The following is a 26,755-nucleotide window of genomic DNA, read 5'->3' on the forward strand; positions in this document are numbered from 1 at the left end:
GACAATACAGACTATATAGCAATTCTATTTGATTTGTGGAAATTGAAAGGCTTAAATTCCCAACTTCTCTAAGAAGTTGGGAATTTTATTACTGGTGGCAATATTACCCAAAATCAGCAAAGTAGCAGAGTTAAAAATGTTGTTCCTTACCAGCATTTGGGAATACTAGAAAGTCGGTCAAGTAATAATGATTAACAAAAATGGAATTATATTGAATAAGCTAAAACACATTTTTCTGGCTAAATTTTTAGGTCTATTTTTTAGCAATCTCTACGACAGGCTATGCCTACGCATTAATATTGAGCGCCTAAAAGCAGGGGCTGATAAGGTCAAAAATTCGTCATTATACGCCAAATCTGTTGATTTTTTGTTTTTAGCACTTAAAAAAATAGGTTAAAAATAGGTTAATAGAAATTTAACAAAATACCCTCATATCTTATTACTTTCTTCATAATCAATCTACATAAAAACCCGCATACTACTTGAAATTACAAGTATAAGGCAAACTTGCTTGAACAGGCATATTTACAGTATGCATTAGTCTATTTGTGTGTTAATAGGCTGTATTTTGGCTGCTTGTCTAGCCATCTCGCAAATACTTGTATTGATGTATTTACAAAAGTTTCAGCAAGCAGATAACCCAATCATTTCGCACACCAAAGAGGAATCAAATGCAAGTATTTGTTAGACAGTCATTAGCTATTGTCTCGACTGGATTGTTACTGAGTTTACAAAGTTATGGGGCGATCGCGCAAAATCGCTCTTTAACCGTCTCATCTGATAGCGTCAATCAGTCATACAGAACTCAACAGTTCAAGACTCTACCTGAAAAAGACCTTAAATCGCGGATGCCAAAAGATTCGGTTAAGGCTCCAGCCAACGCTGCTTTCAGCACGGGTATTATCACTGGTACACCGGGTGCAGTAAGACCTTCAGCTTCAGATACAAGTAACTCCAACACAAATGAGCAACTAGATTTACCAATAGATTCCCCATTATCTTTTGGAACTTCTAAAGTACCTTACTCTACTTCCCGTGTTTTAGGGGGCACTACCAATCCTGCCCAGACCGATACATACCGTCGAGCCGGAAAGTTATATATGGCTTTTGGGGGAACCACTTATAACAGTGTTTGTTCAGCCTCAATGATTGGGAAAAGTCTTCTGATTACGGCTGCACACTGTGTTCATGATTATGGAAAAGGAAGCAACGGCTGGGCGAAAAAGGTGAAGTTTGTTCCTGCAAAAAACAACTCTTCTGAACCCTATCTATCATTTGAAAGCACGCAGTACCTGATTCCTACCGCCTACTTTAATGGAACTGATACCTGTACACAGACTGGCGTTGTTTGCAACAATGACATTGCGCTTGTTGCACTAAACAATAATAGTTCAGGACAACAGGCAGGCAATCTTACCGGTTACTTCGGTTATGCCTGGAATGGCTACAGTTATACTGTGCCAGCCGCAGCCTATCAAGGCGTCTTCGGCAATAAACTATTTGCGTCTATCACTCAGCTCGGATATCCTGCCTCTTTTGACTCAGGTTTGAGGATGCAAATCAACACTGCCTATGGCGCATACTACGCTACCGGCAATCTAAAGAATACTTGGTTAGGTTCAGCTATGACTGGCGGATCTAGCGGTGGTCCCTGGCTTGTCAACTTTGGTGCCGATGCGGTAGGAGGAAATTATGGCTCTTCAAACGTCCGTAATACTGTTGTCGGAGTTACAAGCTATGGTAATGACGAGCAGCGAATGGGTTCGTCTTGGTTTGGACAAAACCAACAATTTCCTAACGCTGCTTATGGTACGCGTGGGGCGGGCAACATTGGAAAACTAGTTTATGACGCTTGCGATAACCCTGCATTAAGCGCTTGGAAACTTCAAAGTAAGGGGCGTTGCAGATAAGTAGTTAGGCTAACCCTCATTCAGGTAAGTAGAAAGCGAACTAAAATTGTAGCAGATAAAGCTATTTTCCTCTTGGTGTCTAAGTGGTGAAGAAATAATTTTTTTACCCTTTAGGCACAAAGGCACCAAGATAAATCGATTTCTAAAACTGTCACGTTAACCATCGAATTACCCAAAAGTCCTCCAAAACCTCACCCTGTCCTATCTTTAATCCCTCTCCTTACTAAGGATAGGGATAGATTTGACGTAGTAAAACCAGGGTGAGGTATATCAGGGGCTATGAGACTTAACCGTAAATGGACTCACCAAAGACTTTTGTATACATCGTAACCTCTGTAAGACGAGTGCGGGTTTCTAAGTTTATAAAAGAATGCCTCAGATTGCCCGTGAAAATATTAATTTCACTATAATAATGTTCATAACATTTCCTGATCCATCTAGAGTAAGCGATTACACATTATGCAAACGAAGATGGTTTCGCTCAAAGTTATCTTAATTCAGGTGGGTTTTGTTTTAAGCATTGTGGGGGTTGCCCTGACCTTCAACCTTGCTTTATTGGCCTGTACAAAGTCTTCTTCAACTCAATTACCTACTATGTCCTCCGAACGCCCTCCGCAGTCTCGTGTTGCTTTGAAAAATTCTTCTTGGCGACTTGAGCGTTGGGAGCGTAAAGGCTCTGCTGTTGCACTTGTGCCCCAAACAGAAGTGTCTCTGCATTTTGAGGACAATCAGGTGAATGGGTTTGGGGGATGTAATCGTTTCGGTGGCTCCTTTAAGCTGGTTGATGACCAACTTTCCTTAGGAACATTAGATGCAACTCAAAAGGGTTGTGATCCAGTCGTGATGAATCAAGAAGTCCAATTCTTATCCGCCCTCCAATCGGTACGTCGCATTGACTCAGATGCTTCGGGTCGTCTGGTATTGTTTTATGCATTGAATGCAGATGAGGGAGTGCTGTATTTTGTCCCTATGAAGTAGGCTCACAAACGACAGCTTAACTCGCATTTGTCACAAGTCTTGCGATGTCTGCGGCAAGCTACGCCTACGCATTCATCATAACCTCTACACATGCTAAGTTTCGGATATTTTTACGGGTAAGAATGTTGATACACTATGAAACGCCTGCATCTATAGTTCTGATCTGAAAGGCAATACTTCTCGGTTAATAACAAAAGCAGGGTAGCTCTCATTCGCTATTTACTCAGCAGCGTGGACAAATCGGGAGTATGTACTCCAATGTTTCCAACATAGTGCATCTACATGGAGATTTCGTTGATGTTTCTCGCTTCTTCTGCTAAACCAATTGATGACAATCTTAAGAATTTTGTAGACGAAATTGAAGCGCAAAGTCCTAGTTTGTCAGTTTTAGCAGCGCGTCAATTTCGCTATAGCTTACGTCAAACTCCTGTAGAAATAAATATTAAGGAACCACGCCAGTTTAACGTCCTCGAAGAATTTATCATCCGCGCTGCGATTGAATTTCAACCACCACCAACAGAGGATGAATTAGCCTCTGTACTTGGGCTTGATTCTGTATTTATTAAAACTACTACTGCAACTCTTCGTTCATTACAAACTCTATCAGCAACATCGCCAATTACAGTCACTCCTGAAGGCCGCTCATTTTATGAAAAAGGGTTTGTACCACAGCCGCCATATGCTGTACAAATTAATGCTATTACAGACCCCTTAAGCGAAAAAATCACATTTCAATCTGAATCCTTAAATGAGACAGTGATAAATTTGCCTGATTTGGCAGACTTTATAACTATTGATAATACAATTGCTGATATTGCTTCCTTACCGCTTGAGGAAATCCAAAAAAGTATTCAAACTTCAGGTTTAGCACTTCATATCCCAGAAGAGGGAAAAATTGTCACTTCCTATAAGGTACTAGCTTCGACTCAAAAAATTTGGAGAAAAATATCGCTTTTCATTATCTTCGATGCTCTTGAAGATAAATTGAGCATTCAAATAAAAAATGGAAAGCAAATTTTAGAGCCAGCATCGAATTGGTTAGAACTGTTACATGCTGAAGGTAAGATAACCTTGCAAACATTATGCAAATTGTCAACCGAAACCATCAATTTTCAACGTGAAGCCATTTTCAAGCAGAAAAATACTGAAATAGAAGCTAGACTCGAAAAGATTCGCCAAAAGGCGCTAGAAGCTGCCACAAAAGCTGGTGAAAAAGTAGATAACAAAGCGTTAGGTGAAGCTGTACAGTTACGCAATGGACAAATTAGCCTAGTTTTTTCAGAAGTTTTAAATTCAGCTAAAAGTCAGATTCTAATCTATTCTCCTTGGGTTAATCAGGCAGTTTTTAATGAAAAATTTCTAAATTTATTACAGAAATTAGCTAATCGTGGAGTTCGGATTTTAATTGGATATGGAATTGCACGGCTACAAGAAGATGAAGATAAACCAATTCCACCAGAAGTAGAGAAAAAAATTCGAGCGATCAAAACACCTCATGGTTTACCATCTGCACAGGTTTTTTGGTTGGGAGATTCCCATGTCAAAGAAGTAATAGTTGATAAAGAAATCTATATTTGCGGATCTCATAACTGGCTATCTTATCGCGGCGATTATCTACCACAAGGCGAGTCAGTTTATAAAGTTACAATTCCGCATCAAGTCCAGGAAGCTTATGAATTTCTCGCTAATCGCTTCCAAAATCATGCTCAAAAATTATGGAAAAATGCTCTAGAAAACCGCGACTCTAAACTGGCTATAGAGTCTTTATGTGTGTGGGGTGCGCTAGGTATGGAAGATATTGCACTCAAAGAAATACAGAAAAATAATTGGTTTGAGCTTCTGCCTGTATGGTTAAATGTAGCACTACAGGGATTGAAATCGAAAAACTTATCATGTGATTCAGCAAGTTTTAAAAGTGCACTTTCGTTGCTGAGTCAAGTTTCTACTGAAGAGGATTTTATTGAGTTATTGCAGCAGGGATGGTGTAAAGTTATCGGCGCGATCGCAATTAACAATCCCAAAACTGCTTTACACTTACTTAGTGATGAAGTATGGGCGCAGTTTCTACGCCTCAATATTGCCCAAAAGAGTGATTCACCTGAGAATTTTATTTCGCAATATACCTAAAAGAAAATAAACCTATTACGGAGCTTTTCAGTTTAAATTAGCTCTTTAGAATAACAAAATTTATGAACATAACATGTTGCCAAACTATACACTGCGTAAATTCAACTAGTGTATTTTTTAGCTTTAGTATTAATAATTCACCGAAAGACAGCCAATAAATTCGTCGTACCGATTTGGTATGAATTATCAATTAAATGATTCTTAACCTTTGATTGACTTAAAGATAGATCCAGAGATTCGTCTTATTCGATACAATTTATAGGTAGAGAGAGCCGAGGAGAACAAGGTGGTCTTATTAAAAGGCTTTGAGATTGAGATGTACACTGGCACACCTCAAGGTGAAATCGTCGGTCTCTCCGACAAAATCGTTGCGGCTTTGGATGGATTTATGCGAGAGCCAGATAGCCGCAACGTCGAATATATAACCCAACCATCCCATAATTACGAGAATTTATTGTGTGCCTTGCTGCGTCCCCGGCGGGAGTTGCGAAACTACCTCAATCGTTTGGGCGATTATACCTTGATACCGGGGAGTACTTTATCTTTGGGTGGAGGCGATCGCTTTCTGCGTTCCGATCCAGCAAACCCCTATCATGACTACATTGAAAACACCTACGGGACAAAAGTAGTCACCGCCAGCGTACACATCAATGTAGGCATCAGCGACCCAGAAGTATTAATGCGGGCATGTCGGGTGATCCGTATGGAAGCACCTCTATTTCTCGCCCTCAGCGCCTCATCTCCCTTCCTCGATGGCAAAGCTACTGGCTATCACTCCACCCGTTGGGGCGTATTTCCACAAACGCCTAGCCATGTACCGTTATTTGCCAGCCACGCAGATCATATCCAGTGGGTGGAAGCTCAACTCGTTGCAGGAACCATGCAAAACGTGCGGCATTTATGGGCATCAGTGCGACCAAATGGCGATCGCCGTCCCTATGACTTGAATCGCCTAGAATTGCGAATTTGCGATTTAGTCACAGATCCCATTGCCTTGCTAGCCATTACTGCCTTATTAGAAGCGCGTTTATTGCAAATAATCGAAAATCCCAGCATCGATCCATTAACTCAAAGTACTTTCTCTGCTGAAGAACTCGTTACCCTGACTGCTGACAATGAAGCTGCTGTTGCTGCTGGTAGTCTCGATGCTCATCTGAGGCATTGGCAAGATGGTAGAAGTATCCTAGCCAGAGATTGGATTTCTGAAATGTACCAAGATGTTTGGGCGATCGCTAAACAACGAGGTTTTGGCTGTTTCCTCTCCCCCTTGCACAAAATCCTCCGCGAAGGCAATGAAGCTCAACAGTGGTTGCAATTACACGCAGTCGGTTTTGACAGCCAGCGCGTTATCACTCAAGCTATTGTCGCCACTCAAGAGCGCGAAATCGAACTCGAAGACAAATTGTGTTCGTCCCTACTGGCATAGTCTTAAGGAGCAGAAAGGTAGGGGAGGGTGAAGGAGAAAAATTAATGCCCAGTCTCCGTCCCCTACCCACATCTTCCGTCTTTAGACAATTTTCTTGGAGATGCTACCACCCCTAAAAGACACATACACTTACTTTTTCTACATAAAACTTAATATTTTCCAATTTTAGCCAAATACCTTCTCAGGCATTGCTCTGGGAGGGTTTACGCTTCGTTTTAAAAATCTAATCGATGGAGGATGCTTGATTATTATTAACAAAACCTATGAATAGCCTCTACCTTTTGGTAGATTTAACATTGACAATATTTTTTTTTATACCATACGTAAATTATACGGACAATGCCTCAGGTAGTTTTAGTTAACCCGCAAATTCCTCCTAATACAGGTAATATTGCCCGTACTTGTGCAGCTACGGGTACAGAGTTGCATTTGGTGGGGCCTTTAGGATTTGAAATTAGCGATCGCTACCTCAAAAGAGCTGGCTTGGATTACTGGCCTTATGTCAAGCTACACTATCACGAATCGCTAGAAGCCTTTAAAAACTTACATCAGGAGCGTGGAGGCAGATGGTTAGGTTTTACTGTTGGTGGAAATTGTAATTATGTAAGCTTTCAGTTTCAAGCTGATGATTGGCTGCTGTTTGGTAGTGAAACCACGGGCTTACCACCAGAAATTCTGTCAGATTGCGATGCTACTCTGTATATTCCCATGAGCCAAACGGGGGTTCGCAGCTTGAATCTGTCAGTGAGTGTAGCAATTGGATTATTTGAAACCCGTCGTCAGTTAGGCTATCTACAATAGTTGTTTACCTTTATATTTATAAGTAATTATACTTATTGTATCTCTAGATATCTATTAGACGAATGATTTATGGCAGCAAAAAATTTCTTGATTACTGCAATAATATGTAAAACAATATACCTGAAATTGGTTTTTTTCCTAAATTGTAGTGGAAGATACTTACAAGGAGATGAAGGTTATTATAAGAAATTTGTATATAAAACTTGTGATATTGCCAAATTTGAATGATAGATTTTGATGAATTTGAAACATCCTAAATTGGGGGTAAAAACCGCTATAATCCTTTCATGTCATGAATCTGAGCGATTTTAACTCAATGAACTCTAGAAAGCAGCCCCAAAGTAGCCAATAGTTCATACGGTTGTTTTTTAGGGAATAATCAACGTAAAGTCTCGTGTTGAGAAGGCTGATTGGGTAGAAATATCTTGAAGATATCTACAGTAGGGGGCATCACTTTTCCAGAAGTCGCAACAATCTAATTCTCGGCAGCGACTATGGACTTGGCAAATAGTTTGTCCAGTCCCCGCGATTGACGCAAGACAAGCGCGGACAATGGTAAAGAGTAAAACGTCCTAAGTGGTGTTAGGAGTGGTTCGGACAAGTAAACACAGCAAAATTTAAGTTTTGCTAACACATGTGAACTTGTCTAAATCAGAGAAGCAGGTTAATCTTGCGTAAGCATCTCTGGTGAATGTGATCTTGATCTATCATTTGTTGTGATCTAAATCATTGACTAGTATCCAACTGAAAAATCGAGGTCAGTTAAGCGCTAGTGATCATAGGAGGTCGTCTTTGAAACGAGCATTAAAAAAGAGAGTAAAAGCTGTGTTGAACAATAACCCCAGCAGCGATGATGCCCCGGTAGAACTGCTAAATGTGATGAATCCAAAAGTTAACCGCCGGGTGCGGACAAAAGCCGCCATGATTGGCTTGGCAATCTCTATGGGAGCAACCAGCCTTTTGGTGACTCGACAAAGCGATCAAGCCCAAGCAGCGGTGCCAGTAGGCAGCCAAAAGGCAAGCTCAACGATTCCTGCTGTTCCTGACACTGAGGTGAAATTCGCCTCCACAAAGCTGGAGTCCCAAGCAGTCTCATCAGCGACCGTGCCGGAAAATCCTGTTATCGTGGAACCAACGGCAGTCTCACAAGTGCCTGGGCTTGAAGCTAAATGGCAAGTCGCGGCAAATGGAATGTCTTTGCAAGTTCCTGCATCAGAAACGTTTTCCCAAGGAACAACAGTTTATCAAAATTCTACCTACCTGAAGCCCCAATTGGCACAGGGATTGAACAATACCTTAGCTGAGACTAGTTTTCCAACAGTCAATAATCTGTCTGACTCTAGTGCTGATGGTGTTGGTATTACAAATGCATCATTAACTGCCCAGCCACAGACAGTGGCAATATCTGGCGCAGCCAACAGTGAAATAAATGCACAACTGAAGGCGCAACAAGAGTTCGCACTGAATCGCTTACAAGAAAAATCGAATCGGTTAAGAAATAGCCTGGCACAGTTGCGGTCTGGAGAGACCAAGGATTTATCCCAAGCTGATATGGGGTTGGCGCAGTCGGCTGTAGTTGAGAAGACTGTATTAGCCCAGTCGGACACTTTTGGTGATACAAGCAAAGCGAACTTGATATCGAAGTTAAAACAGAAGACACAGACGAGTGCACTGACACCAGCTACACCAACAGTTATTGCGTCCTCGACTCGAACAGATTACGAAGTTAAGCCTGGAGATACACTAGCAGCGATCGCCAGCAGATACAATACTTCAGTATCAGAAATAGTTAAGGCAAATAATCTCAATAATCCAAATGAACTGCAAATTAGTCAAAAACTAGTTATTCCTGCTGTTCAAGTTGAGGCAACTGTAGCGACTAAGCCCACTTTCGTAGAGACCAGCAAAACTCCAAAGGTGGCTACCTCCCCGGTGAACATTGGTAGTGCCAACTCATATCTACCTACTTCACAATCACCAACTATTGCCGATAACAGTAGTAGCATTACCGCCGCTACACCGGTAACTATTCAGGTTCAGGCAAATAGTGCGACCGACTTAGAAACAGCCCCCTCCACGGCTAGTTCTTATGGCGTCGGTGGTGACATTCCAGTGCCAAAAGCTTTTGCCGAAATGCAACAGCCTAAAACACCAGCAAATAGGGTAGCAAGGGGAAACAATAACAATAATGACCGCTTACGGGGCTTACAAGCGGAAATCCAGAGGTTACAGCAGAAATATCGCGCTCAACAGTCTGGTAACTTAGTTGTGTCGGCAGCAGCTACTGAAACTAATAATGCTGCGATGCTCACTCCTATTTCTACCCCCAATAATTTCACTGTACCCAACTCTGCTGCTCGACCAAATAGTGTAGCTATACCAATTCCAGTTCCTACACCGATTCAGTCTGTTCAGTCTAACTATAGCGCTCAACCAATTAAGGCCCAATTCCGTGCGACTGTACGCCCTAACGAAGCAATAAACCCAGAGTTCTTACCTAATCTAGGGTCTGCTAGCCAGTGGACTCCCTCTCGCACTCCATCTGCCACAAGGGTTGCAACCCCTCCTGGAAGAGTAAATGCTTCTGACTCCTTAGGAAAGATGCGGGGAACTACAGTTTCTCCACAGATAGTACCGCCTTTGGCAGCAGTGGATCAGTATCTGCCCAGACCCATTGACGAACTTACACCTCCTCCATCTTCCTCAACCATATCTTACACATGGCCAGCCAAAGGCACGCTCACCTCTGGCTATGGCTGGCGCTGGGGTAGAATGCACAAAGGAATTGACGTTGCTAACTCCACTGGCACGCCAGTTGTCGCCTCAGCTGAGGGGACGATAGAAAAAGCTGGTTGGAACAAAGGTGGTTACGGCAACCTTGTCGAAATCCGTCATCCTGATGGCAGCACGACTCGCTATGCTCATAACAGCAAGATTCTGGTGCAACCTGGTCAGCAGGTGAATCAAGGAGAAACAATTGCCTTAATGGGTAGCACTGGTCACAGTACTGGTCCACACACTCACTTTGAAATTCATCGATCAGGCAAGGGTGCTGTTAACCCAATTGCTATGTTACCGGATCGCATATAATTTCTTGCCTTTCTGTAACTAAATCATCGCCTTGTTTTGTTGAGGGAGTTTACCTCCCTCTTTTGCTTTCTATGACTTCAATAGGGATGAAAGCTGTAAGAAAATTGCAAAAATCCTAGTCTTGAGGAAATTTATATGCTATACTAGTTAATGACTTGAAGATATATGGCTCAGTAGCTCAGTTGGTTAGAGCACGGGACTCATAAGCCTGGGGTCGTTGGTTCAACTCCGACCTGAGCCACTTTAAAGTAATTCGTAGTTAAGAGGTTATTTTAAGACTATCTTTTAATGCCATCCTCAGTGTAGCTTGCTACACAAACGAGACGCATGACTCGGCTAAACATGACAAATTATACACTTCTGAACTTTTAAAAAACCCTATAAAATTTAGAATTACGAATTACGAATTACGAATTAGTAATTATTTTTGTATGTGGCGGATTACTTCAGAAACTGACCAAGCTTGAGCGATCGCTCCTCTGGGAGTGTGAGGTGAATCGCCATCAAAAATCTCAGAAATAGAACCAAGACCAGCGTCAAATAGGAAATGATCTAGCAGAGGTTGCCAATCAAAAGGCAGCGATTGTTGTGGATAAAAACGTTGCCAAGCCCGAATATATGGGCCAATTAGCCAAGCCCAAACAGTGCCTTGGTGATAAGCGCGATCACGCTGCTCTTGGTTGCCATCGTATTTCCCTTTGTATTCGGGATCTCCTGGATCAAGACTGCGAAGACCATAGGGGGTGAGCAAGCTAGCCGTTGCCAAATCTAATATCTGACACCCTTGCTGTAAAGAAAACCCACAATGGTGCAGCGACAGCGCCAAAACGGCATTTGGACGAATTTGGAAATTCCGGCGATCGTCCGGCTCAATAGTATCGTACAGATAACCTAACTGAGGATTCCAAAACTTTTGTAGCGAGATTTTCACGTGTTGTGCTTGTTGAGCATAACGCTGTGCTTGCTTAGTGAGACGCACTGGCTCACCAAACTTAAGCTGGCTCAATCGTTCTGCCCACTGACTCAGCCAACATAAAGCTGAATACCACAGCGCATTGATTTCCACTGGCTTACCGTAACGGGGAGTGACGGGATGTGCCCCAATTACCACATCCATCCAGGTGAGAGCTACACCACGAGCATCCCAACTAACTAGCCCATCAGTAGCATCGACCTGGATATTGAAATGTGTACCACCGACAAATGCTTTGTAGATTTGCTGTACTACGGGGAATTGCTCTGCCAAAAATTTCCAGTCTTGGGTAGCTTCTAAATAAAGCCCTAAAGTTTCAATCCACCACAACGCCGCATCAATACTGTTATAAATTGGTTCTCCATTGACATCAGGAAATCCATTAGGAATCAAACCGTGGCGACAATAAAGCCCAAAAGTCCCCAATACTCCTTTTGCTAGGTCAAAGCGCTGTGGAACTAGTGCCAACCCCGGTAAAGCGATTAATGTGTTGCGTCCCCAGTCATTAAACCAGTGATAACCAGCAATGACTGTAGAGCCTGCAATTGAGGCTCGATAGACGATAAACTGATCGCTTGCTTTGAGTAGTTGTTGCCAGATTGGGTATTGGTAATTACTCCTCTGCTCCTCTGCCTCTTTGCTTCCTTCTCTCCATTCAAAAATCTGTGAGAGCCTTTCTTGCTCTGCCTTTAGGGCTTCTGCAAAAGTTTCGGGGGTGAGAACACCTGGCATCAGGTCGGGTAAACCTACTCGTGCTTCTAGAGTCACTGTATCTCCTGGTTGGAGTGTGACTACCAAGTAACCAGGACTGTAGAGGTCTTCCTTGTCGCCTAATCCCCGTTTGGTCTCCTCAGGTAATCCATAGTGCCAATACCAAACTGCATCTGGTTGATAATTTCCTTGTGTCCAGCGCAAGTGCCAAGGTATGCCGAAATGCCCAGAATTGATTGCTTGGAGACAGACTTGTTGTTGCCCTAGCACTTGTGAGAACTGTAATTCTGGAGCAGTCTGCTGGTGATGAAAGTCACGTTCTGCTATCAACAGTCGCAACCGTAAAATCGCTGTATGACTTCCCTCGTAGCGATATTGGATTAAAATCCGATGGCAAAATTGGGCAGGGGCATTAGGCATGGAGCATGGGGCATTGCTTCTTCCTCCTTGTGTCCTTTGTTCCCAGTCCCCAGCCCTCACCAAACCATAAGGCATGACCAGTTGTCTGGTTAACTGCCAGTTATCTTGGCCCCAAATCCATTTTGGAACTGGTTTAATATCAAAACAGCGTAGCAGTTCGCAGCCTGTTGGCTCAATCTGACCGTTACCCCAAAAATTTGTCCCCAGTGCCACAACGCTCCCTAATATTTCCAAGCTAGCTTCTAAGTGCGAAAACAGCAAAGTCCGCTCAGAAGGAGGGTTTGTAGCGGCAAACAGCCAACCGTGATAAGTACGCGTGCGGACATCAGAAATTGTACCGCTGGCAAAACTTCCCAAGCCATTGGTAAGCAACCATTCTCTTGTATCTAAATCAAGCATTTGCTACTCAAAATCGTTATGAGTATGATATAGTCGTAACAGATCGTAATTAAACTGTGAGAGCGTGGATGGGTGAGTTTATACTTAACCCGAATTCCAACGCTACTAAACCGATAAAGGAGAATTAGGTTAATGTCCCTTACTTACGGAACCGAAGGAAGCCTCCGCGTTGGTCAACAAGCTCCCGATTTCACAGCAACGGCTGTGGTAGATCAGGAATTTAAGACAATCAAACTTTCCGATTATCGCGGTAAGTATGTTGTCCTATTTTTCTACCCACTAGACTTTACCTTTGTTTGTCCCACTGAAATTACAGCATTTAGCGATCGCTACGAAGAATTCAAGAAAATCAATACTGAAGTCCTTGGGGCTTCCGTTGACAGTGAATTCTCCCACCTCGCTTGGATTCAAACAGATCGTAAGTCTGGTGGCGTTGGCGACCTGAATTATCCTCTAGTCTCCGATATTAAAAAAGAGATTAGCGCCGCTTACAACGTTCTTGACCCAGCAGCAGGCATTGCCTTGCGTGGTCTGTTCCTCATCGATAAAGATGGTATCATACAGCACGCCACTATCAACAATCTAGCTTTTGGTCGCAGCGTTGATGAAACCCTGCGGACATTACAAGCAATTCAGTATGTTCAGTCTCACCCCGACGAAGTTTGCCCAGCTGGTTGGCAACCTGGTGACAAGACAATGAATCCTGACCCAGTGAAGTCTAAAGTTTACTTCTCTGCTGTCTAAATTTCGCTAGCTAGCAAACTCTAATCCATCCTGTTGGAGTTGAGATCAAAATCAATGAAAACCACAGATAAACAGAGATACACATTAAACAGTGTCAACCTCCGTATCTATCTGTGGTTTTTTCATAAAATGGTATTTAAATAATCAGGGATAAAAATATGCTTACTTCAACTGATTTTAGTGGATTATTAAATGAGCGATTCTTCCGCAACTTTTTACCAGTTCCAGCGACAAATCAACTCAGATTGGGAGTAGGAACGCCAGATTTTCAACTGCCTGATATTACCAACGGAACTTTAGTAAAATTGTCTGATTATAAAGGTAAGCAACCAGTCTTACTCGCCTTTACTCGCATCTTTACTGAAAAACAATATTGCCCCTTTTGTTTTCCTCACATCAAAGCCTTAAATGAGAAATACGAGCAATTTAAAAATCGCGGTATAGAAGTTTTAATGATTACTAGTACCGATGAACGGCAGAGTCAAATTGTTGTGAAGGATTTAGGCTTACAAATGCCATTATTGAGTGATCCTAGTTGTCGAGTGTTTCGTACCTATCAAGTAGGGCAAGCGCTGGGAGCACCTTTACCAGCCCAGTTCGTATTAGATAAAGAAGGAAAACTCCGCTACTGGCATTTATTTTCTTTTTTGGATCACAATGCTAGCGTTGAGACCTTGCTAGAACAATTCAATTGAGTGGAAGGTGTAAAATTGGCAATGCCCACCCTACTTATAAAAGTATGAGGTTTTATGGTGCTGACCCTTTATCATTCGCCTATTTCTCCCAACTCCCGCCGCGTCTGGATTACTCTGCTGGAAAAAGGACTTGAGTTTGAATTAGTAGAGATAAAACTAGATGGGGAGCAGTTTAAACCAGAGTTTTTGGCAATTAGCCCCTTCCATCACATTCCGGCTTTGGTGGATGATGGCTTTAATGTAGTGGAATCTTTGGCAATTCTGGACTATTTAGAGGCAAAATATCCCACACCTGCAATGTTGCCTAAAGATGCCAAGGATTTAGCGATCGCACGCATGGTACAACTGGTAACTGTGAATGAGCTTTTGCCAGCAACCACCACATTTTTACCTCAGATATTAGGCTTACCTGGGGAAGATCCAGAAAAAATCGAGCAGGCGAAGCAGAAAATTTCAACAGTGCTGAAGCTTTTTGAGAGTTTAATTGACGATCGCCCTTATTTTGGTAGTCAAAACCTAACTCTCGCGGAGGTTGTAGCTGGAACTGTAGTAATATGGCTGCCGGAAGTAGGGATTTCCTTAAGTGACTATCCCAAACTGAATGCTTGGTACAAGCGGTTAGCTGCACGCACAACATGGCAAGCTACCGAGGCTACACCGGAGGCAATGGAAGCGTTTAAGTCGATCATAGTAGCGAGAAATAGGCAGTAAATTCATACTTAAATGTAGAGACGGTAAATTTACCGTCTCTACAAAGCTAAATTTTCACAGCTTAACTTGCTGCAAATGACTGCGGGGATTATAAGTACGTATAGCCCGGATTTTTTCATAATATTCCCGCTCTTGCTGGCTAAGGTCTTTTGGTGGTGCGATCGCTACCTTCACCAACTGATCGCCACGTCCACCCTTGGCGAGGGGCCAACCTTTGCCACGTAAACGCAGCGATTGACCAGAACGCACTCCTGCTGGTAGCTTGACATTAACTGAACCATCAGGAGTGGGTACATCAATAGACGCTCCCAAGGTAGCTTCATCTGGCGTGATTGGCACTTCGCACACCAAGTTATCGCCTTCCATTTGGAAGAACGAGTGCGGCTGAAGTTCGACTTTTAAGTACAAATCCCCTCGTTGCTGAGTCATCGGGTTGATTTGACCTTTACCCCGCACGCGCAGGCGAGTACCAGGTTTAGCCCCAGATGGAATACGAACATCAATTGTTTCGTTACCTAAACTGAAGCGTTTTTGTACACCGTTGAATGCTTCAGCAAAAGTTAGAGTGATTGCTGCTTCTGTGTCCTGGGAAGTACTCGCACCTGCATCACCAAACCCATAATCGTTAAAGCCGCTAAAACCACTCGGCGCACCTGTGGAAGTGCGGTAAGAGTAATTTTGTGAGTAACTTTGTCGACCACCGCGAGGGCTAGCACCGCCAAAGCGTCCTAGTAACTCATTGATGAACTCATCAAAATTTCCGTATTGACTGAAGTCAAAGCCACCCATATCAGCACCAACACCGCCAGATGGGAAACCTTCACCAGCTTGTTTCCAATATTGACCGAATTGGTCGTATTTTTTGCGTTTATCTGGGTCTGACACAACTTCGTAGGCTTCGCTAACTTCTTTGAAGCGTGCTTCTGCCTGTTTGTTATTTGGGTTGACATCAGGGTGATATTTGCGGGCTAGTTTACGAAAGGCTTGTTTAATCTCCTCTGGAGTGGCAGTCTTACTAACTCCCAAAATTGCGTAATAGTCTTTGAAGTCGGTTGCAGCCATCTACCAGCCTCCTATAGAAATTCCCGTTATGTTTTTTTTTAAGATGAGAGATATTTAATTTGCTAGGTATAGTGCCAAGCAAAAGAATATGATTTTAAATTAACAAAGAATATAGAAAATCAAGTGTGGTTCTCGCTCAAGGAGCGATCGCAATTTCCGTACTCTAATTTTTCTGATAAGCGGATCAGCTTGTCTAGTCCCTCTTCCAGGCTTGGGGGGGCATCCCGGAGTTGACGGTGCATCCGCAAAATAATTTCTTCAGGAACCTGACGCGATCGCCTTTTATTCCGTGCTAAACACAACCAAACTGGCGTATCCACCCAAATCCCCGTAATGTGGGTAAAACCCAAGTCATGGGCTAAAGCAATAACTTCACGGCGATGGCGGCGCTGGGCATTGGTGGCATCGAAAATAGCTGTATTTTCTGTAGAAATAGCTTGCTGAAATTGCCGTCCTACTTCCCGCCAAATTACCAGCCACGGGCCCTGAATGGCTGGGGAACCGAACAGCTGCCCCCTGATGATATCTGTAGAAATCAGCGGCATCTGGGGGCATTCTGTCAGTAATTGTTTTGCCAAAGTTGACTTACCGCTACCTGGAAGACCAATCAGTAAAATGAGTTTAGTCATTAGTCCTTTGTCCTTTGTCACTTGTAACTATTAACCAATGACTAATGACTAATAACTAATGACTAAATGATCGTTCCATCGGGAATTACAGCATTTTTCAGCACTACGACAATACCACTGCGGATATAGAAACCTTGACCTTCCCGTTCAGCTTCTTGCACATTATCTTTATTGATAATTTTGACATCATGACCGATGCGGGCATTTTTATCGATGATGGCACCGCGAATGTGCGTATCTGTACCGATACCTACGGGAATGTCATTTTCTACTAAGCTACATTGGCGTTCCACAGAAGCTTGGTAAAAATCTGCACCCATGAGCAAAGATTCTTCGATGACGCAGCCAGATTCAATCCGCGATCGCACTCCCAAAACTGAATGTTGAATGCGGCAATTTTTCAAAATGCAACCTTCGCCAATAATTGATTCTGTGATCTGGCAATCTAAAAGTTTAGTCGGAGGTAAGTAACGAGCACGGGTATAAATTGGTGCGTGTTCATCGTAAAAACTAAAGGGTGGCTGGGGCTGCTGAGTCAGTGCTAAGTTTGCATGATAAAATGCCTCGATTGTCCCAATATCTTCCCAGTAGTCATCAAATAAGTAGGCTTGAACGTTGTAATCTTTCGATGCATCAGGAATAATTTCTTTGCCGAAATCAGTCCTTTCTACAGCCTCTCTTAACAATTTGAACAGAACATCTTTTTTAAAGACGTAAATTCCCATTGAGGCGATGTAGGGCTGTTGTAGGGCTTGTTCTTTTGTTAATCCCAGTACACTTGTATCAACGCGCATTTGGGTTAAAGCTTCACCTTTGGGTTTTTCGCTAAAGTCAATGATCCTACCGGAGTCATCGATTTTCATCAAACCAAAATCTGAGGCGCGGCGCTCGTCTATGGGGATAACTGAGAGAGTAATATCAGCACCCGTTTCTCTATGGCGCTGGATAAACTGGCGATAATCCATGCGGTAGAGGTGATCTCCAGAGAGGATGAGATATTCGTCTACATCCCATTCTTCCATTAACCATAGGTACTGACGTACAGCATCCGCAGTTCCTTGGAACCAATTAGGGTTTTCTGGTGTTTGCTGTGCTGCTAGCACTTCCACAAACCCCTCATTGAAGCCAGTAAAGTTGTAGGTACGGGCGATGTGACGATTCAGAGAAGCTGAGTTGAATTGTGTCAGAACGTAGATTTTGAATATTTCGGAATTTATGCAGTTACTGACAGGGATATCGATTAAGCGGTACTTTCCCGCCACTGGTACTGCTGGTTTAGCGCGTAGTTTAGTTAACGGGTAAAGCCGAGTACCCGCGCCACCGCCAAGGATGATTGATAATACTTTTTTCACAAAATTTCTCCCAGCTGCCTTTCAACTCTCATCTTCAGTTTAGGACTGTATGTGGCAGCTGGTAAGGGGGGATCAAATATTCTAAAGATAGAATTTTAGAAAATACTACTAGTGATGGATAATGCTGCTAAAAAACAATTTATTAGAACATTTGTATTATTTGGTGTGAAAGTTGGGGAGCGATCGCTATACCTGTTATCTCAACAGAAATCTCTCAAACTAACTCTACAAGCAGCAACCTTGAGTAAATGACACCAATTATATCAAACACCTAAAATGCCCATACCTATTCTCTTATTAACCAAACGTAATTGCTGCGATCGCTTCAAATACTTCACCCAAGGTTGCTCTGACAACTGGGAAATGGCATTTGGTGAGAGTGTTGCCGTGAAAATATCTTTACCACTGGTTACATCATTGACACCTAAACTTTTTAAAACAGTAGTTGCGGTAGAGTCTAGAATTGGTTCAGTATGGATAAAAACCGCCAAACTCGGTTTCTCTAGATTTTGAACATCATTCAGCGCTGTAGCAAGGGCAGCATCTAGCTTTTGATAATTCATCAGCAATTCCTTGGTAAAAAGGACGGGCAATTTTTAGCCGTTCTTAAAACCAATTTATCAAATTTATGATTTTTCATTGCCTATCTTTGTATAGACTTAATGCACAAATTTCGTATCCGCTCGATAAATGGGGTGACAAAAAAAGAAGATCGTGCTATTGAGGCAAAAGTCTCTGAGTTGCTTTTGGTTTTAGAACATTCAGAATTACCATACTAGGGCGTGTCATAAATTAAGCCAGATAACGGCAGCAGCAAGATAAATTGCGCCCAGAAAGTTCCTTGCTCGCTTATCGTAACGTGTTGCGATCGCTCGATATTGCTTAGGGCGTGTCATCAAATAGATGTCAATCTATTTGATGACACGCCCTAGACATCTCCGAAAAAGAAAGTAATGTAGAGACGTAGCAATGCTATGTCTCTACAAAGGTTCTGGATAACAGATATTTAATTTCTGGAGATGTCTACTGTCTTAACTGTCTATATATATATTTAATTTAATTCTTAAGTGTCTTAACTGTCCTTGCATTTTCATAATGAATGTAACATTATCATTATGTAGATATGAGGCTACTAACTTCCACTCAAACAGTTGTCAAACTAGATACATCAAGCCTAAAACAGTTCAGTAAAAAATAGTTGTAGGTTGGGTTAAGCGGAGCGCAACCCAACAAAACCTAACCTACATAGCTTTATGTTTTGTGCTGTAACTGAACAGTATTGACATAAAGCCAACAACTTATAACTGCTGTAATAGTATACCACCCCAGACTAACGTCTTGTGGTGTATTGTGCTGAGTTGTCTATGCGTTGACAAAAAGTGGAAAAGCCGGACTCATGTTCAAAATCTAGTAGTTTTACACTTAGGAAACAAAAGAATGGATTTCCAGAACCTTTTAGTCGTAGACCAACGCATTGGAATGGTTACTTCTTTAGACGCAGATCGCGCAAGTAATACTTGGCATCAGGTGAAATTTGATGTGCCTTTTGCTGAAGACAAGAAAGTGGTAGTTCTACCAATGACCCAAACTTACAATGGAGCTTCTACACCTAACTTAAGAATCCAAAATGTAACTCGTTTAGGTTTTGAGATCCGTATAGACGAACTCATTGGTCATAATGTTGATACAAGTCTAGCTGATGGCGCACATGCCTCTGAGGTAGTCGGCTGGGTTGCGTATGGATTTCATCCGACATCTGATTCTACATCTAATATACCTACCCCAGGAAAAGATTACTACTTAATTGCCAAGAATAGTGGCAAAGCCCTACAGGTAAATGGTGGCAACAAAGATGATGGTGCCAATGTCGATCAATGGACAAAGCAAAACGTTGATCACCACAAATGGCAGTTAAAAGATGCAGGAGATGGCTATTTCAACTTAATCGCCAAGCATAGTGGCAAAGCGTTAGCTGTGACAGGTGGTAGTACTGCCGATGGAGCCAATGTCTTGCAATGGACACTCCAACAAGTCGACCACTTCAAATTCAAGTTAGAAAATACAGGTGATGGTTATTTCTACTTAATTGCCAAGCATAGCGGTAAAGCTGTAGCTGTGACAGGTGGTAGTACTGCCGATGGAGCCAATGTCTTGCAATGGACACTCCAACAACTCGACCACTTCAAATGGAAATTTGAAGCTGTGTAGTTAAACCCTCAACAAGTCCTCTAGAGACGCGATATATTTATCGTGTTTAATATATCGCGTCTCTCAGTCTAATTACAGATTTAAGGCGTTAATCACTCCATAACCCCATTTGTCATCAAATGTGCCTGCGGGTTTTCCAGGAATAGCACTATTTTTACGTAGCAAGTCTTTCACAGCAACCGGATCAAGTTTCGGATCTCGCTGCAACAGCAGTGCCACTAACCCACTAACAAAGGGTGTGGCCATACTTGTACCAGCCATTACCACAAACTTAGAATTAATCATCGATGAGCGGTCAAAACTGGCATCGGCGGAAAGCGTGGAAACAATCATTGCTCCTGGTGCTGCTACATCAGGCTTGTGCCCATCAGTGCGTAGAGGCCCTTCACTACTGAATTCCGAAACAGTATGCAATTCTAAGCCCATTTCTCGCACTTGGTTATCAATATCTGTGTACTTAGTTCTAGTAGTATAGGCGGCAACTGTAATTGCACTACTGGCGGCTCCTGGCGAACCAATTTTTACCGCATCCTTGACACTTTTACCTGTGAAAAACACTGAGGAACTGTCATCTAGTGTCCAGACATCTAAACGTGTGTCAGTTGAAGAAGTGTTGCGGACTCGTAGCTGCCAAACACCTCCCATTACTTGTGAGGGCCCGATACCACGGATTTGCACAAAGAAATTATGGTCGCTATTGGCTTGGTCTGGCCCTGGTGTCGCTAATTGCACCCGTGCATCTGGTAACTGGTAATCTTGTGCGGGATTGTCGTCAGTAATTATTTTTTGGAAGGGGGTGACAAAACCGTTAGGACTCCGCACAGATACTTCCAATTCGCTGTCTTTGGAATACCAAGCGTTTAACCAAACTATGCCTACTTGATTCAAAGGAACATTAAAGCGCATACCACGAGTGCGTCCGCTGGGTATCGTCGCTTGACCATGAATATTGGCGTTCCCTTCGTTACCCGCAGCACAGCAAACAATTCTTCCAGGGCCAGTTTCGGCGTCGATAACTTTGGATAAAGAATCGCTACCATCATGGGCATCAGCATGTCCACCCAAGCTGAGATTCACCACTGCTGGTCGTCCCAACTCTCTAGCAATTCGGAAAATGTAACGGACACCATCAGCAATGTGGGCATCCTGTAAATCTGACCTGATAACAACTAATTCCGCTTCTGGTGCAACACCGCCATAGCTAGCATCGTCACCGACCGCAATTCCCGCAACGTGAGTACCATGACCACTAGTATCTTGAGAAACTGTTAGTTGCGCTCCCGTAAATTCAGCCCCATAGCCGCCTTCCGCCACTCCTGGCCCTGGTAGTGTTTGATCCCAAATGCGTAAAATTCGTCCAGCAAAGGCGGGATGTTTCGGATCAATACCACTGTCTATAATGCCGATAATTACTCCTTTACCAGTCAATCCGGTTTGGTTCTTGAACTCCGGTAGTTTGACTGTTCCCAGTGCAGTGTCCATCCTCAAATGAAGTTTGCGTGATGGCTTAATTCGTTGAATCACATCTTCTTCAGATAAGACATCTAAACTATCTAATGGTAAGAAAGCCGTCCGCACACTCCCAGAGTTTTGATTGACTTCAATATTATATTGTGAGAGATAACTCAAGTCTGCATCAGGATCGCAGTAGATAAAAACGACGCTCTTAGTTGGCTTTACTGGGCTTTTGTGGGCAATGATACCAAGCGATCGCTTGTGTGTAACTAAAGCTTGATCTCCTTCATGTTGATAGTCTTGAAATGCCAAAAGTAGTCCGGGAGAAAGTTTTTCGTGTCTCATTTTTACCTCAAATTAAATTTATTGGCTGAAAGGAAAGTAGCGATTATAAGTGGATAAGCCGCTCTGGAATTAACTCAAACTATGTATTTTTTCGCTTTGATTATTTGATGCGACTATAGTTATCTATCTTTTAAATAGATAACATCAAATAAGCTTAGGGGGCGGTAATTTATTCCTAAGACAATTGCTAATTCATAACTCATATTCTTGAATTATGTCTCCCTCATAGTGATTTTCTGTGGCTCATGAGACATCTTTGAGCAGCCGCATCTCAGAATTAACCAAGACTGGGGTCATTGGGTAATTTTATGAAGCTATTAAACTAATCCAGTATCTGCCTAAATCATTACGGAAAAAGATCAGAAAATAAAATTAAGAATAATTAAGTAATAAATAAAAAAGATAAATTTAATCAATATTAAATACTCAAATAATTTGTAGCCAAAATAGTTAAGACTGATAACATTTGCGTATAAAGTAGCAGGAGACAGACTAAATCGCTAATGACTACTGGCAAATGACAGATTCTCTATCATAAGTAAGAGCCATAAAGAAGCTAATATTTGCAACGATCGCTTCTGAAGGCACAAAAAGTTATTCATGCAAATTCAAACACCAGACTGGGTAAAGCACGCTGTTTTCTACCAAATCTTTCCAGACCGCTTTGCCAGAAGCAAAAAGCCACGCAAACGGCTGTTGCACGAAGCTCGTTGGGAAGATTGGGACGCTATGCCAACACTCCAGGGTTATAAAGGCGGCGATTTATGGGGCATCATGGAGGGTTTAGACTACATCCAGGATTTGGGGATTAACGCGATTTATTTCACACCCATCTTTCAATCCGCCAGTAATCACCGCTATCATACCCACGATTATTACCAAGTTGACCCGATGTTAGGGGGCAACGAGGCCTTTAAGGAATTGCTAGATGCAGCCCATCAACGGAATATCAAAGTTGTTCTGGATGGGGTGTTTAACCATTCCAGCCGTGGTTTTTTCTTTTTCCACGACGTTTTAGAAAATGGCCCCCATTCGCCTTGGGTAAATTGGTTCAAAATAGAAGGCTGGCCGCTTTCACCATACAATGGGGAATTCCCCGCCAACTATGTGGGTTGGGGGGGAAATCGCGCCTTGCCAGAATTTAACCACGACAATCCAGAAGTACGAGAATACATTATGGAAATTGCCGAATATTGGCTTAAATTAGGCATTGACGGTTGGCGATTAGATGTACCATTTGAAATAAAAACTCCTGGCTTTTGGCAGGAATTCCGCGATCGCACTAAAGCCATCAATCCCGAAGCTTACATTGTGGGCGAAGTGTGGGGAGATTCGCGCGAGTGGTTGGATGGAACGCAATTTGACGGGGTGATGAATTATCTATTTGCTGGGCCAACAATTGCCTTTGCGGCTGGCGATCGCGTAGTCTTAGAACAAGTCCAAAGCCGTGACTATCAACCCTACCCACCCTTATTTGCTGCCGAGTACGCCACCAAAATTCAAGAAGTACTGCAACTTTACCCTTGGGAAATTCAGCTAACTCAACTCAATTTGCTAGCAAGTCACGATACCGCCAGATTAATGACCATTGCAGGCGGCGATATAGCCAGTGTAGAATTGTCAACTCTACTGCTACTAACCTTTCCCGGTGCCCCCAGCATTTACTATGGTGATGAAGTTGGCTTACTTGGTGCTATAGATCCAGACTCACGTCGTGGCTTTCCCTTAGAAGCGAACTGGGATCAAGAAATTTTCAATACTCACCGTCAATTAATTGCCCTGCGCCAAACTTACCCAGCCTTACGCACAGGTGATTACAAAGTCCTCCATGCTCAAGGACAACTTTACATCTTTGCGCGAACCTTGGGGACAGAAGAATTGATAATTGCCGTCAACGCTGGCACAAGTTCGGCAACAGCGAATGCAGATGTCGTAAGTTTGCGTACTCAACCCAACAAGTTGTTATATGGCACTGCTGAAGTTGAGTGGAATGGTGAAGGAGAAACTCACCAGTTGTCATTAACTCTTCCCTCACGCAGTGGCTGCATCCTGGGAGTGGGGAGATGAGGGAGATGAGGGGGATGAGGATAATAACCAATGCCCAATGCCCAATGCCCCATCCCCCATGCATTACCTTCCCGCCACCATTGCAGGCATCAACACCGCATCAATAATATGGATCACGCCATTGTCTGTCAAAATATCTGTTTTGATGACATTGGCGTTATTCACCTTAATTTTGCCGTCGACAGACTCAATCGCTACAATTGATCCCTCAAACGTCTCTGCCTCATTAATCTGTACCAAATCATCAGACCGAACATCCCCACTAGCGACATGATACGCTACAATTTTCTGGAGCTTGGGGATGTCTTGTAGTAGAGAATCTAAAGTTCCCTCTGGCAGATTGGCAAAGGCTTCGTCAGTTGGTGCAAATAGGGTGAAAGAACCAGGACTCTTTAGAGTTTCTATGAGATTTGCAGCTTTAGCAGCCTTCACCAGGGTATTGAAGTTTCCCGCATTGATAGCAGTTTCTACAAGGTCAGCCATAAGGGTGTGTAACTTTAGTCAGGTAATATTATAAGTAACTTATATTGACTAAAACACTCTCAACCTCTATCAAGAGAGAGGTTGCTAGCGATTAAATACACAGCGGCAGATTTATCAGTACTGCTACACTGGGGAATGACCCCAAGAACCACTGATTATGCTAAAGCGTTCTAAGTTCGAGACAACTCAGTCTCAGATTATGCACCGTGCTGAGGATCTGATTAGTGCAGCCTCAAATCGTTACCGCATTACGGTTCAGGTGGCAAATCGTGCTAAACGTCGGCGTTATGAAGACTTTGAAAGTAACGAAGATGCAATGATGAAGCCAGTACTAAGGGCAATTATCGAAATGTCCGATGAATTAACTCAGCCAGAAATTATTGGCGAACTATAAGAAAAGGCTTTAGAGAAGGTAGGATGAGCAAAAATTTATCGTTCATTCAACCCCTACTCAAACCCTGGCAGACACTCACTGCCTTAATGGTGGTGGGTGTAATTATTTTGGGTTCAGGGGTGAGCAAATCAATACATACAAGTTTATTTAGCATCCAACCTGCATACGCTCAAAGAATCACTCCTAGCGATGTTTGGCAGGTTGTATATCAGCAGTTGCCAGATTTACCACGAGAAAATCAGTATATCAGCAAAGAAAATGGGAAAGTTGCCGAAAACAACACCCTAGTAAATCGCCTGATTAGATATCACATTTATACCAAAGGGCGGGCCCCAATTTATCGCTTCGATTGGAAGCTGACTTTAGCTGATTACCTAGGTGCGAATGAAATTATGTATGATACTCCCTATCCAGGGTATGATACACTATGGGAAAATCCGATGGAAGGCGATCGCAAAGCCATCACCCGTCTCACCCGCAGTCAACGAGATGCCTTAGTGCAAGTCTTAGTCAATATATTTAATCCGAGTTCCCAAAATACCCTATCCCCTAACCCCAATACTGCACCCAATCCTAATACATCAACTACCCCACAGCCACCTCAACGAGGAGGTGCTGAACTACTGAAATGACCAAACCCAGAGTCCAAAATCTTCTTTTATGTTCCTCTGTGTTAAACCTCTGCGTTTAAAAAACTAAGCTATGGAACGCGTTGTAAAAACCGGATTTGGCTGGCGTATTGGCTGGAACCCTGATGCACCTGAGTTTAAAGGTTTAGTGGGTACAGATGATTGGGCAATTGAGTTAACCGAAGCCGAGTTGAATGATTTTTGCCGTCTACTGGCACAGCTAGCAGATACCATGAAGCAACTCGCAACTGAATTAATGGAGGAGGAAAAAATTGCTTGTGAAGCCGAAAGCGATTTATTATGGATGGAGGTAGAAGGCTATCCTAATGATTACAGTCTGCGCTTAATCTTGAATACAGGGCGATGTGTAGAGGGTAAATGGGATGCTTCTGCTATTCCAGATTTGCTGCAAGCTACTGGGATGCTTAAGGTTTTTTAAATTTACCTCTTGATTATCCTAAAGTTTTGCTATATGATAGTAATTCTGACCGGGGCGTAGCGCAGCTTGGTAGCGCGCCACTTTGGGGTAGTGGAGGTCGTGGGTTCGAATCCCGCCGCTCCGATTGATGATAAGCCATGCCTGCTAGTCTTTTTAAAAGATTGGCAGGTTTTTCAATGATGTATGTAAGACGATACCAGATCCTGAGCACAAAATTATTCCAAAACTTCACTACAAATAATAATTGGAATTGGCACAGATAGTGTAGATAAACTATTATTCAGCCATTTGTGCATATTATTTTGTCGGTAAATTTGCACTAATTGATTAAACAATTACTGAACGATGAAATCATTAAGTCTCAGTATATTTAACTCTTGTTTGATTACTTGAGTCATAGAACTGCGAAATGCTTTTTCTAAAATCAGGAATTACGCAAAAACCCTCTACAACTCTTATTACTTGGCGCACTTGGCGGTTCGTTTTTTCATGATTTTGCGTAACTCCTATAAAATATTGACTTCACCTTTTAGTTTTTCGTCTGTGATTGATTTAAAAAATATTCTCTTATTCGCACCACCAAATATTAATAACAAAGGTTTATCCGTCAGTTCATTAGCAACTGCATCAGTCAATTTTCGGCGAGAAAGTTCTTTATTCACTCGTTCTTAGTTCAATTGACTCCAAAACAATTTTTTAAGAGAGGT

Annotated in this window: 23 protein-coding genes, 2 tRNA genes and 1 pseudogene; 17 read left to right on the forward strand and 9 right to left on the reverse strand. The window is 42.6% G+C overall.

Annotated elements, in window-relative coordinates:
• Positions 1–671 precede the first annotated feature (671 nt).
• The 7 genes from H6G92_RS00490 to H6G92_RS00520 all read left to right on the forward strand — a co-directional run bounded on the left by H6G92_RS00490 (position 672) and on the right by H6G92_RS00520 (position 10,573).
• Positions 672–1,910: a trypsin-like serine peptidase gene (locus tag H6G92_RS00490; RefSeq protein WP_190889699.1), complete on the forward strand. Its 1,239-nt coding sequence runs from the start codon at positions 672–674 to the stop codon at positions 1,908–1,910.
• Between the two features lie 459 nt (positions 1,911–2,369).
• On the forward strand, positions 2,370–2,888 hold the full coding sequence (locus H6G92_RS00495; protein ID WP_190889702.1) for an META domain-containing protein: 519 nt from the start codon (positions 2,370–2,372) through the stop codon (positions 2,886–2,888).
• A 297-nt stretch (positions 2,889–3,185) separates the two neighbouring features.
• Positions 3,186–5,015 (forward strand): phospholipase D-like domain-containing protein, encoded by a 1,830-nt coding sequence (locus tag H6G92_RS00500; RefSeq protein WP_190889704.1) that lies wholly within the window; start codon positions 3,186–3,188, stop codon positions 5,013–5,015.
• Between the two features lie 286 nt (positions 5,016–5,301).
• The gene (gene gshA, locus H6G92_RS00505) at positions 5,302–6,441 is read left to right on the forward strand and encodes a glutamate--cysteine ligase (RefSeq protein WP_190889705.1); all 1,140 of its coding nucleotides are present in this window, start codon (positions 5,302–5,304) and stop codon (positions 6,439–6,441) included.
• Between the two features lie 339 nt (positions 6,442–6,780).
• Positions 6,781–7,242 (forward strand): tRNA (cytidine(34)-2'-O)-methyltransferase, encoded by a 462-nt coding sequence (locus H6G92_RS00510; RefSeq protein ID WP_190889706.1) that lies wholly within the window; start codon positions 6,781–6,783, stop codon positions 7,240–7,242.
• A gap of 792 nt (positions 7,243–8,034) precedes the next feature.
• Positions 8,035–10,332: a peptidoglycan DD-metalloendopeptidase family protein gene (locus H6G92_RS00515; RefSeq protein ID WP_190889707.1), complete on the forward strand. Its 2,298-nt coding sequence runs from the start codon at positions 8,035–8,037 to the stop codon at positions 10,330–10,332.
• A 167-nt stretch (positions 10,333–10,499) separates the two neighbouring features.
• Positions 10,500–10,573 (forward strand) — tRNA-Met (locus H6G92_RS00520).
• A 180-nt stretch (positions 10,574–10,753) separates the two neighbouring features.
• Here the strand turns inward: H6G92_RS00520 and H6G92_RS00525 are convergent.
• Entirely contained in the window at positions 10,754–12,835 is a 2,082-nt protein-coding gene (locus H6G92_RS00525; protein ID WP_190889708.1) for an amylo-alpha-1,6-glucosidase, read from the reverse strand.
• A 132-nt stretch (positions 12,836–12,967) separates the two neighbouring features.
• On the opposite strand from H6G92_RS00525, the gene H6G92_RS00530 reads away from it, so the two are divergent.
• From H6G92_RS00530 to H6G92_RS00540, 3 genes are all read left to right on the forward strand, one after another.
• The gene (locus tag H6G92_RS00530) at positions 12,968–13,579 is read left to right on the forward strand and encodes a peroxiredoxin (protein WP_012412312.1); all 612 of its coding nucleotides are present in this window, start codon (positions 12,968–12,970) and stop codon (positions 13,577–13,579) included.
• A gap of 158 nt (positions 13,580–13,737) precedes the next feature.
• Positions 13,738–14,274, forward strand: a complete 537-nt coding sequence (locus H6G92_RS00535) for a peroxiredoxin family protein (RefSeq protein ID WP_190889709.1) — start codon at positions 13,738–13,740, stop codon at positions 14,272–14,274.
• A 57-nt stretch (positions 14,275–14,331) separates the two neighbouring features.
• Entirely contained in the window at positions 14,332–14,985 is a 654-nt protein-coding gene (locus tag H6G92_RS00540) for a glutathione S-transferase family protein (RefSeq protein WP_190890101.1), read from the forward strand.
• 54 nt (positions 14,986–15,039) lie between these two features.
• Here the strand turns inward: H6G92_RS00540 and H6G92_RS00545 are convergent, their stop codons facing one another.
• The 3 genes from H6G92_RS00545 to H6G92_RS00555 form a co-directional block, all read right to left on the reverse strand.
• Entirely contained in the window at positions 15,040–16,047 is a 1,008-nt protein-coding gene (locus H6G92_RS00545; RefSeq protein WP_190889710.1) for a DnaJ C-terminal domain-containing protein, read from the reverse strand.
• 119 nt (positions 16,048–16,166) lie between these two features.
• Positions 16,167–16,676 carry an AAA family ATPase gene (locus H6G92_RS00550; protein WP_190889711.1) on the reverse strand — a complete coding sequence of 170 codons (510 nt, stop codon included), beginning with the start codon at positions 16,674–16,676 and terminating at the stop codon, positions 16,167–16,169.
• 62 nt (positions 16,677–16,738) lie between these two features.
• Positions 16,739–18,028: a glucose-1-phosphate adenylyltransferase gene (locus tag H6G92_RS00555; protein ID WP_190889712.1), complete on the reverse strand. Its 1,290-nt coding sequence runs from the start codon at positions 18,026–18,028 to the stop codon at positions 16,739–16,741.
• A 111-nt stretch (positions 18,029–18,139) separates the two neighbouring features.
• Between H6G92_RS00555 and H6G92_RS00560 the strand changes: the two genes are divergently transcribed.
• Entirely contained in the window at positions 18,140–18,280 is a 141-nt protein-coding gene (locus tag H6G92_RS00560; protein ID WP_190889713.1) for a hypothetical protein, read from the forward strand.
• Positions 18,281–18,291: 11 nt separating this feature from the next.
• On the opposite strand, the gene H6G92_RS00565 is transcribed toward H6G92_RS00560, so the two are convergent.
• Both H6G92_RS00565 and H6G92_RS00570 read right to left on the reverse strand, forming a co-directional pair.
• Positions 18,292–18,591 (reverse strand): hypothetical protein, encoded by a 300-nt coding sequence (locus tag H6G92_RS00565; RefSeq protein ID WP_190889714.1) that lies wholly within the window; start codon positions 18,589–18,591, stop codon positions 18,292–18,294.
• A 222-nt stretch (positions 18,592–18,813) separates the two neighbouring features.
• Positions 18,814–18,912 (reverse strand): annotated as a pseudogene (locus H6G92_RS00570) (IS5/IS1182 family transposase); the annotation flags it as partial.
• 553 nt (positions 18,913–19,465) lie between these two features.
• On the opposite strand from H6G92_RS00570, the gene H6G92_RS00575 reads away from it, so the two are divergent.
• Positions 19,466–20,236, forward strand: a complete 771-nt coding sequence (locus H6G92_RS00575; protein ID WP_190889715.1) for an RICIN domain-containing protein — start codon at positions 19,466–19,468, stop codon at positions 20,234–20,236.
• Between the two features lie 72 nt (positions 20,237–20,308).
• Here H6G92_RS00575 and H6G92_RS00580 read toward each other — a convergent pair whose 3' ends face one another.
• Complete coding sequence (locus H6G92_RS00580) at positions 20,309–22,036, reverse strand: S8 family peptidase (protein WP_190889716.1); 1,728 nt, start codon at positions 22,034–22,036, stop codon at positions 20,309–20,311.
• Between the two features lie 600 nt (positions 22,037–22,636).
• Between H6G92_RS00580 and H6G92_RS00585 the strand changes: the two genes are divergently transcribed.
• Positions 22,637–24,103, forward strand: a complete 1,467-nt coding sequence (locus tag H6G92_RS00585; RefSeq protein WP_190889718.1) for a glycoside hydrolase family 13 protein — start codon at positions 22,637–22,639, stop codon at positions 24,101–24,103.
• Positions 24,104–24,166: 63 nt separating this feature from the next.
• Here H6G92_RS00585 and H6G92_RS00590 read toward each other — a convergent pair whose 3' ends face one another.
• On the reverse strand, positions 24,167–24,586 hold the full coding sequence (locus H6G92_RS00590) for a fasciclin domain-containing protein (protein ID WP_190889720.1): 420 nt from the start codon (positions 24,584–24,586) through the stop codon (positions 24,167–24,169).
• A gap of 157 nt (positions 24,587–24,743) precedes the next feature.
• Between H6G92_RS00590 and H6G92_RS00595 the strand changes: the two genes are divergently transcribed.
• From H6G92_RS00595 to H6G92_RS00610, 4 genes are all read left to right on the forward strand, one after another.
• Positions 24,744–24,980 (forward strand): DNA-directed RNA polymerase subunit omega, encoded by a 237-nt coding sequence (locus H6G92_RS00595; RefSeq protein WP_094351515.1) that lies wholly within the window; start codon positions 24,744–24,746, stop codon positions 24,978–24,980.
• Positions 24,981–25,003: 23 nt separating this feature from the next.
• A complete protein-coding gene (locus tag H6G92_RS00600; RefSeq protein WP_190889723.1) occupies positions 25,004–25,612 on the forward strand; it encodes a hypothetical protein in 609 nt (202 codons plus the stop codon).
• Between the two features lie 70 nt (positions 25,613–25,682).
• Positions 25,683–26,048, forward strand: a complete 366-nt coding sequence (locus tag H6G92_RS00605) for a DUF1818 family protein (protein WP_190889725.1) — start codon at positions 25,683–25,685, stop codon at positions 26,046–26,048.
• Between the two features lie 50 nt (positions 26,049–26,098).
• Positions 26,099–26,172 (forward strand) — tRNA-Pro (locus tag H6G92_RS00610).
• 382 nt (positions 26,173–26,554) lie between these two features.
• On the opposite strand, the gene H6G92_RS00615 is transcribed toward H6G92_RS00610, so the two are convergent.
• Positions 26,555–26,710: a hypothetical protein gene (locus H6G92_RS00615; protein ID WP_190889728.1), complete on the reverse strand. Its 156-nt coding sequence runs from the start codon at positions 26,708–26,710 to the stop codon at positions 26,555–26,557.
• Between the last annotated feature and the right edge of the window lie 45 nt (positions 26,711–26,755).

This window comes from Nostoc foliaceum FACHB-393 (assembly GCF_014698505.1).
GTDB classification, from domain to species: domain Bacteria; phylum Cyanobacteriota; class Cyanobacteriia; order Cyanobacteriales; family Nostocaceae; genus Nostoc; species Nostoc foliaceum_A.